This window comes from Streptococcus entericus DSM 14446 (assembly GCF_000380025.1).
GTDB lineage: Bacteria > Bacillota > Bacilli > Lactobacillales > Streptococcaceae > Streptococcus > Streptococcus entericus.
In genome coordinates this window covers 242,478-249,973 of record NZ_KB904156.1, presented here as the reverse complement: position 1 = coordinate 249,973, position 7,496 = coordinate 242,478, and the positions used below count along the sequence as shown (strand labels likewise).

The window sequence follows — 7,496 nt, the reverse complement described above, 5'->3', positions numbered from 1 at the left end:
ATCGTCTCATTCGGACAATGTATTACCTCATTATGCATAACAAACTTTACGATTACACTTTAACCCAAAATCAGTAAAATTGTTTATGCCATATTATTGTAACACCTTATTTCAAAAATCACAAAATAAGGTGTTGGTTTTGTATACACTTTTTATGTAAATCTTTAGTGTAAAGTAAGGTCACTTCCCTATTTTGATGACTGTATGAAAATTATTTTTTCTCTAAAACCTTGATAGACTTGACAAATGGTAGAAAAAATCCCCAGAAAAACTGGGGAAAGGGCATCTCAAACGAGATGAGATCAGTTGGTTCACACAACTCATCAAGATCGGCTCCTGCCTTTATGACCTCCCTAGCGTAAATTTGGTCAGTGACCAAATTCGGCTCATCGCATATTTTTATTCTAACTCATTTGTGTCATTTTGTAAAGGCCTGTGTTCTACTGGTTGAAAAAACTCGGTAACAGCTCTTTGTAGCCCATCAGGTGAGGCTGACTTTAGCCGTTGCTGGCAGACTCTAACAGGATAAAACGGCTTACCATCCAGTATCAGAACCATGTCCAAATCATCTTCTGTGACTTCATCGCTCAGTTCCCATTTGCCACCATAGTTAGCAATTAAGGTTTCACCTAAATAGGCCGCAACAGCAAATAAAATAATCCCACCATCTGGTCGTCTAAGAACTCCGCCTTCCTGCTTCTCCGTTTCAAAGAAGTCATCCAATGCCGCGATGCTTGATAAGCTAAAGTCAGCCAGATAACCAGAAGCTGTCAGATTGTCTACCGTCCACTCGATGGCTTCTGGCAAATCATCTACCAAAGTTGCCTGGGGACTTTGCGCAGTTTTAGCTTTAAATGCTTGAAAAATTTTCTTAAACATAAGATCTCCTTATAACTCCTTCGTTACAATAGCGGTGCAACAACTTTAGCGAATACACCTGTTAATTTCATAAGAATCGGTAATTGTGACAGCTCATCAGGTGTCACACGGTGGCAAAGTAGCAGAGTTTGTTGGAAATCTGCTTCAACAGCTGCGACTGCTGGTGAACGGTAGAGATAAGTTGCACACTCAAAGTGATGGTAGAGGCTACGATAATCAAGGTTTATGGTGCCAACAACAGCCTTAACACCGTCTGCTACAAAGACCTTAGAATGATTAAATCCAGGTGTATACTCGTAGATTTCAACGCCAGAATCCATCAGAATTTTGTAATAGGTTTTTGCCAGAGCATAAGGAATTTTTTTATCCGGAATTCCTGGCATCATGAGCTTGACATCAACTCCTCGCTCCGCAGCAAAGCGAATAGCATGTTCTAATTCACTGCTCAAAATTAGATATGGTGTCATGATATGGACGTATTCTCTCGCATGGTTTAACATGTCAATGTAGACATTTTCACCAACATTATCACGATCAAGAGGAGAATCCCCGTATGGTATCACATAACCATCAGTCTTGTCCACTGGTTGGGCTAAGCCGATATAAGACGCAAGCGACTCATCGCTTCCCATGCTTGTCCACATCTGTAGGAATAGCACCGTAAAACTATCAACAGCAGGGCCTTTTAAGAGGACACCTGCATCCTTCCAATGCCCAAAACGCTCGATTTCATTGATGTATTCATCTGCTAGGTTGGCTCCACCGTTAAAAGCCACCTGTCCATCAATGACTAAAATCTTACGATGATCCCGATAGTTGTAGTAGGTCGATAGAAAAGGCGTAATGGGAGCAAAAGCCCTCGCTTGTATGCCTAATTTGCCCAAACGCTCAGTGTAATCGAAGGACAGGCGAGACAGCTCGTTCATCCCATCGTAGAGCACTCGGATTTCGACTCCTTCACTAGCTTTTTGCTTTAAAATGGCTAGAATTTCCCCCCACATCAGCCCTTCATCAATGATAAAGTACTCCAAAAAGATGAACTGTTTAGCCTTGAGCATTTCTTCTTTCATCTTGGCAAAAAAGCTCTCACCTGTCGGCAAGTAGGTGACCGATGTCCCTTTATAAACAGGAAACTTATTATCGCTACGTCTCAAATATTCGACAAGATTATAAGCTGTGCTGTGCTGTGTACTGAGCTCTTGGACAACCTCCTCGTCCTGCTGTAAAAGATTTGAGCTATTTAAAATAACCTCTTTCAAACGTCTCCTCAAGGTTCGATAACCCAAATCCTGCTTGGTATATAATAAAAACAAGGAACCAAGTAGTGGAGCCAGCATAATCATCACTAACCAGGTAATTTTTGAAGTCGTATCCATACGGCTGTTGACCAGATAAAGGACACTGGCAACCGTGATAACAGCCTCAAAAATTTGAAAGAATACCCGATACTCTCCCAATAACCAACCAAAAGAAATGGAGATTAGCCATAATTGCAAAAGGATTAAGATAAAAACAATCGTCGCTCGGCTAAATACTGCACTGAAGAGCTTATCCTTTTTTAACAAGCGAATGGCTTTTAACTTGACTTTGCGTTTTTTCTCTTCCATATCATCTCCCTAACGTAAGCCTAATTCAGCTAGACGCTGCTTATAAGCCTCAAAATCAATCAGCAGACCTAAACCACCATACAGGTCATACTCATCTATCCAGTCTCCCTGCTCAGGAATACTCATCCGTTCAATGCCCTTTTGACTTGCCGTCAAGCCAGAAAGCCCATTAGATAGGATGAAAGGAAATGATATATTGGTCGAGGTTAATGCGTAAATTTTTCCCAGAGCCTCAGAGCCTGTAAAGAGCTTGGTCGGATCTTTTATTTGGGATAGGACAGCCTGCATGACTTCCTGTTGGCGACGTGTTCGGCCATTATCTCCTTCGTCATCACTTCTGAAACGCGCATAGTTAAGCAGCGTTTTACCATCCATCCGTTGAGGACCAACCTGAATCGTTTGATAAAGGCTACCGCCAGAAGCAAACCCCAAGTCATCTGGCACATCAACAGCACCAACAACCTCACCATTCACAGTTGAAAACTTTGCATCCATCTCTACACCATTAGGAAAGAGGGTGTCAACTGCCAGAGCAAAGGTTTCAAAGTCAATCATGACGTAATATTCAATAGTGATGTCAAAGTTATTTTTCAAGACTTGGCGCACATATTCCGCCCCTTGGCTATTATCCTGTTCACCGATGGTAAAGGCTGCATTCAACTTGTGATCAGCCATGCCTTCATAAGAAGCTCCCTCAATATTCACCAGGGTATCTCTCAAAAAGCTGACCAGCTTTACCTTGCCTGAGCTATTGCCGACATTCATCACCATAATGGTGTCTGTCCTAGCTTCTGTTGATTCTTCCGTGATGCGCTTATCACTACCTAAAATCAAGATGTTGACCCCATCGGCAGTCTTTTCACCCGCAAAATACTCTGTCATGGCTGGTTTTAAGTTCTCTTGACCTGAGGTCACACCAAACAAGCCCTTGAAAAACATCACTGCCATTCCAATGACAAGTAACAACATGAGGGCCACGGTTACTTTGACAAATCGTTTCACTTTAAGACCAAAGCTGGTCTTTTTGGCAAGCTTCTTTGGTGCAGAAACTTGTTTATTGACAGACTTTTTCGACCGTCTAGGTCTCTCATCCGTTAACTCTAAGTTTCGCAGAGAGGACAGTTCAGATTGTCTATCCGTCAAATGATTTTCTTCTTGAGCATAAGAAACGACTCTTGGTTCATTTCCTTCAGCCTTTGCAGACAAATAAGCCAGCTCAGCTTTTTCTTTTTCACCCAAAAAATGGATATTTTGTGTTAAATAATCATATCGTAACTGCTCATGCCGAGACAGAAAAGTACTCTTTTTCATGGATTGTTCTCTTTTCATTCAGTTACTTTCCATTCTATACTGAACAGCCGTCGCTGTCAACTGTTACAACGCTTACATAGGTATGTTTGCGCTTTCTTCATGAACAATTGCATCAATAGAAATCAAGTGTATCTTGACAAAGGTTGCTTTTTGTGTTATCTTATGGGTACATAAAAACATTGATATAAAAGAGGTATCGCCTATGGATATTTTCAAATTATTAGCGCTATTTGCAGAAGGACTATTATCCTTCTTTTCTCCCTGTGTCTTGCCTATTTTACCGGTTTATATTGGTATTTTAGGAGGACAAGTGTCATCTGAAAAAATAGAACATTCCTCTGTTCAGCGACGCATCCTGGTCAACACCCTTTGCTTTGTTTTAGGTATTACTCTGACCTTTTTTGTTCTAGGATTTGCTAGCAGCCTGCTCAGTCGTCTCTTGACCCAGCACATGCAAATAATTCAGCTCATCGGAGGTCTGCTCATCATCATCATGGGGCTAATCCAGCTTGACCTCTTTCAAACTATACTGACCAAGCGAGAGTTTTCAGCCAAACACAAAGTCTATCAAGCTGGACAACAGGTCACACCTTTGCTTGCCACTCTTATGGGATTTACGTTTAGCTTCTCCTGGACACCGTGTATCGGTCCTATCCTTGCTAGCGCTTTTCTCTACGCCAGTAGCCATCAGGGGATATTTAGCGTTCTTTTAATCAGCGTCTACTGCCTAGGTTTCATCCTGCCCTTTGTTTTAGTTGCCTTCTTTTCTCAAAAAGTTCTTGCCTATTTCAAAAAGCACCAACATCTGATGAAACACACAAAACGCATTTCTGGTATCTTGCTGATTCTTATCGGGCTGTCTATTATCACAGGCCAATTCACTACAATCAGCCGCTTCTTCCATTAACATGGTTATCAGGTCAATACCTATCATCAAAAACAACAACTAATTACCATACTAAAGGAGTCTATCATGTTTAAATCATTTAAATTCGCCATTATGATGGCTGTCGCCCTTTTCACACTTTGTGGTTGCTCACTCCTCCTACCAAGTCAAGAACCGATTGGCATTAGCAAGGGACAAGTTGCGCCAGATGTCACTCTCGTCGACAAAGATGGCAAGGCAGTTTCCCTTAAAGACTATGCTGGCAAAAAAATCTACATCAATGTCTGGGCCAGTTGGTGCGGACCATGCAAACAAGAATTTCCTGAACTGGAAAAAGTCTACCAAAACTTTAAAGATAAAGACGACTATGTTTTCTTGTCCGTCGTTTCTCCCAACGACAGTAAGTTTAACAATCAACGCCCAATGGACAGCAGTGAACAAGAAATTCTCTCAGTTGCCAAAGACGGTAAAATCACCTATCCTGTTCTTTTTGACACAAAAGATAGTTTTGCAAGTCAATTTGGCATAACGTCTTTCCCAACTCATATCATCATCAACAGTGACGGTACAGTTGGTCAAGTCATGCTCGGCAGCACCAATGAAGACGTCTTGACAAAGCTGCTTCAAGAAGCTAATTAAGAACTAAGAGGTGACCATTATGTTCAATACAATCATTTCTAAAACACATACAAAAAGTCTATTCTTCAAGGCCGCATTACTTCTCTTTAGCGGATTCTTCGTCACTATCTTTTCCTCAATAGCGGTCTCTTTATTCTTGGTGGTAACAGGACACCCTGTCATGCTGACTCAGACAGTCATGCTAGAAGTCATGTTCTTCTTAACGCTCATCTTTGCAGCTATTATTTGGAAAATCATCCACGGACAACGACTCTTTTCTCCCAAGATCGCTTGGACTAAACCTATTAACTACCTCATTCACGCCAACCTTATCGCGGCCATTGCTCTATTATTTTACAACGGTTTTATTCCTGGACTGATTGGTCTATTTGAAGGCGGTTGGGAACTGATATTGCCAAGTTTTTGGGCAGCTGCAACTGCTGGTATCGGTGAGGAAATCTGGTTACGTGGGCTATTCTTTACCGCTTTTCTCTCACTTTTTCGGTCACAATCGCAGAGCTTAACCAAGACTGCTCTGACAACTTCTGTTTTATTTGGACTCTTCCATCTTGTAAACCTTGCTCAAGCGGAACCTCTTGCTGTCGCTCAACAGATTTTCTACGCCACCTGCTTTGGTCTTAGCTTTGCGGCCCTGCGAGTGGGTTATAATAACCTCTGGTTGCCAATGCTAATCCATTTTCTTATCGACTTTCAACCCAGCATTAATGAGCCGGTCAGCTCTGGTAGCTGGATTGAGTTTATCGTTGTCTTTGTCCCTCTAGCCGGACTAGCCTTATGGACACTTATCAACATGGATAAGACGATTGAACAAACACCTGAACTTAAACACGATACTGAAGAAATCATTGTAGCCGAACCATAAAAAATATCTGGAACAACTAAATGTTCCAGATTATTTTTTTATTTTGCTAATTTTGCTTTAGCAGCGTCAGCAAGTGCTGTGAAAGCCGCTGGATCGTTCACTGCCAAGTCAGCAAGCATTTTACGGTTTACTTCGATTTCAGCCAATTTCAAACCGTTCATCAACTTAGAGTATGATAAACCGTTAAGACGAGCTGCTGCATTGATACGGGTAATCCACAATTTGCGGAAATCACGTTTCTTCTGACGACGGTCACGGTAAGCATAGTAGTAAGAGTTCATCACTTGCTCTTTTGCCGTGCGGAACAAGATATGTTTAGCTCCGTAGTAACCTTTCGCCAGTTTCAAAATACGTTTACGACGTTTGCGTGATACAACGCCACCTTTAACACGTGCCATTTATTTTTCCTCCAAATATCTATCTCTAATCTGTCTAAGGGTCAATGCTAAGATTAACGAAGACGCGTCAACATTGACTTGATACGCTTAAAGTCACCTGAGTGAACCATGCGTGCTTTACGCAACTGACGACGTTGCTTCTTAGTTTTACCGTGGAAACGGTGAGACGTGTAAGCACGGAAGCGTTTCAAACCGCCTGAACCAGTACGCTTAAAGCGTTTTGCTGATGCGCGGTGTGTTTTTTGTTTTGGCATGATAGATTTCTCCTCTTAATAATTTTTCAGGCGACAAGTTACTTCTTGTCTGGAATCGGTGCGAGTTGCATAAACATTTGACGACCATCCATTTTTGCGCGTTGCTCAATGATGGCAATATCTTGGGTCGCCTCAGCAAAATCAGCCAACACCTTAGCGCCGATTTCTTTATGGGTAATCATACGCCCCTTAAATCGGATAGAAACTTTGACCTTATTTCCTTTTTCAAGGAACTTACGACCATTACGGAGTTTGGTTTCAAAGTCACCTTTGTCGATAACTGGACTGAGGCGTACTTCTTTAACCGTCACAACGCTCTGTTTCTTGCGTTGCTCCTTTTGTTTCTTCTGATACTCAAACTTGAACTTACCGTAGTCCATAATTTTTGCAACAGGCGGTGTGGCTTGTGGCTGAATGAGAACCAAATCGACATTTGCCTGATCAGCAAGAGCTTGCGCTTCTGACAGGGGCTTAATGCCTAACTGCTCACCTTCAAGACCAACGAGACGAACTTCGCGAACGCGAATCTCGTCATTAATGAACAAATCCTTCTTAGCTATGTTCTTCACCTCTTCATATTTTTAGAGAAAAACAAGAGCGGACTTGATAAATCAAGCCCGCACACATAATCTTCCTGATGGAATCTTGACATGTCAGGGC

9 protein-coding genes and 1 other annotated feature (1 of these 10 only partly in view) are annotated in these 7,496 nt (G+C 41.9%); of the genes, 3 read left to right on the top strand and 6 right to left on the bottom strand.

What is annotated here, in order from left to right; genetic code table 11:
• Window positions 1–399: 399 nt before the first annotated feature.
• From A3GW_RS0102720 to A3GW_RS0102710, 3 genes are read right to left on the bottom strand one after another with little or no spacing between them, the layout of a single operon-like run.
• Window positions 400–879: a hypothetical protein gene (locus tag A3GW_RS0102720; protein WP_018367789.1), complete on the bottom strand. Its 480-nt coding sequence runs from the start codon at window positions 877–879 to the stop codon at window positions 400–402.
• A gap of 23 nt (window positions 880–902) precedes the next feature.
• A complete protein-coding gene (locus tag A3GW_RS0102715) occupies window positions 903–2,486 on the bottom strand; it encodes a phospholipase D-like domain-containing protein (RefSeq protein ID WP_018367788.1) in 1,584 nt (527 codons plus the stop codon).
• Window positions 2,487–2,495: 9 nt separating this feature from the next.
• On the bottom strand, window positions 2,496–3,797 hold the full coding sequence (locus A3GW_RS0102710) for an LCP family protein (RefSeq protein WP_018367787.1): 1,302 nt from the start codon (window positions 3,795–3,797) through the stop codon (window positions 2,496–2,498).
• Window positions 3,798–3,999: 202 nt separating this feature from the next.
• Here A3GW_RS0102710 and A3GW_RS0102705 point away from each other — a divergent pair, with 202 nt between their 5' ends.
• The 3 genes from A3GW_RS0102705 (at window position 4,000) to A3GW_RS0102690 (ending at window position 6,184) form a co-directional block, all read left to right on the top strand.
• Window positions 4,000–4,704 (top strand): cytochrome c biogenesis CcdA family protein, encoded by a 705-nt coding sequence (locus A3GW_RS0102705; RefSeq protein ID WP_018367786.1) that lies wholly within the window; start codon window positions 4,000–4,002, stop codon window positions 4,702–4,704.
• Window positions 4,705–4,770: 66 nt separating this feature from the next.
• A complete protein-coding gene (locus tag A3GW_RS0102700) occupies window positions 4,771–5,322 on the top strand; it encodes a TlpA family protein disulfide reductase (protein WP_018367785.1) in 552 nt (183 codons plus the stop codon).
• A gap of 19 nt (window positions 5,323–5,341) precedes the next feature.
• Window positions 5,342–6,184, top strand: a complete 843-nt coding sequence (locus A3GW_RS0102690) for a CPBP family intramembrane glutamic endopeptidase (protein WP_083907103.1) — start codon at window positions 5,342–5,344, stop codon at window positions 6,182–6,184.
• A 38-nt stretch (window positions 6,185–6,222) separates the two neighbouring features.
• On the opposite strand, the gene rplT is transcribed toward A3GW_RS0102690, so the two are convergent.
• Genes rplT through infC form a run of 3 tightly spaced genes read right to left on the bottom strand, consistent with a single transcriptional unit; the run spans window position 6,223 to window position 7,405 of the window.
• A complete protein-coding gene (rplT, locus tag A3GW_RS0102685; RefSeq protein ID WP_018367782.1) occupies window positions 6,223–6,582 on the bottom strand; it encodes a 50S ribosomal protein L20 in 360 nt (119 codons plus the stop codon).
• Between the two features lie 53 nt (window positions 6,583–6,635).
• Window positions 6,636–6,836, bottom strand: coding sequence for a 50S ribosomal protein L35 (gene rpmI / locus A3GW_RS0102680; RefSeq protein WP_018367781.1), 201 nt, complete (start codon window positions 6,834–6,836; stop codon window positions 6,636–6,638).
• Between the two features lie 38 nt (window positions 6,837–6,874).
• Entirely contained in the window at window positions 6,875–7,405 is a 531-nt protein-coding gene (gene infC, locus A3GW_RS0102675) for a translation initiation factor IF-3 (RefSeq protein WP_018367780.1), read from the bottom strand.
• 14 nt (window positions 7,406–7,419) lie between these two features.
• Window positions 7,420–7,496: a sequence feature (ribosomal protein L20 leader region), on the bottom strand; it runs 49 nt beyond the window's last position.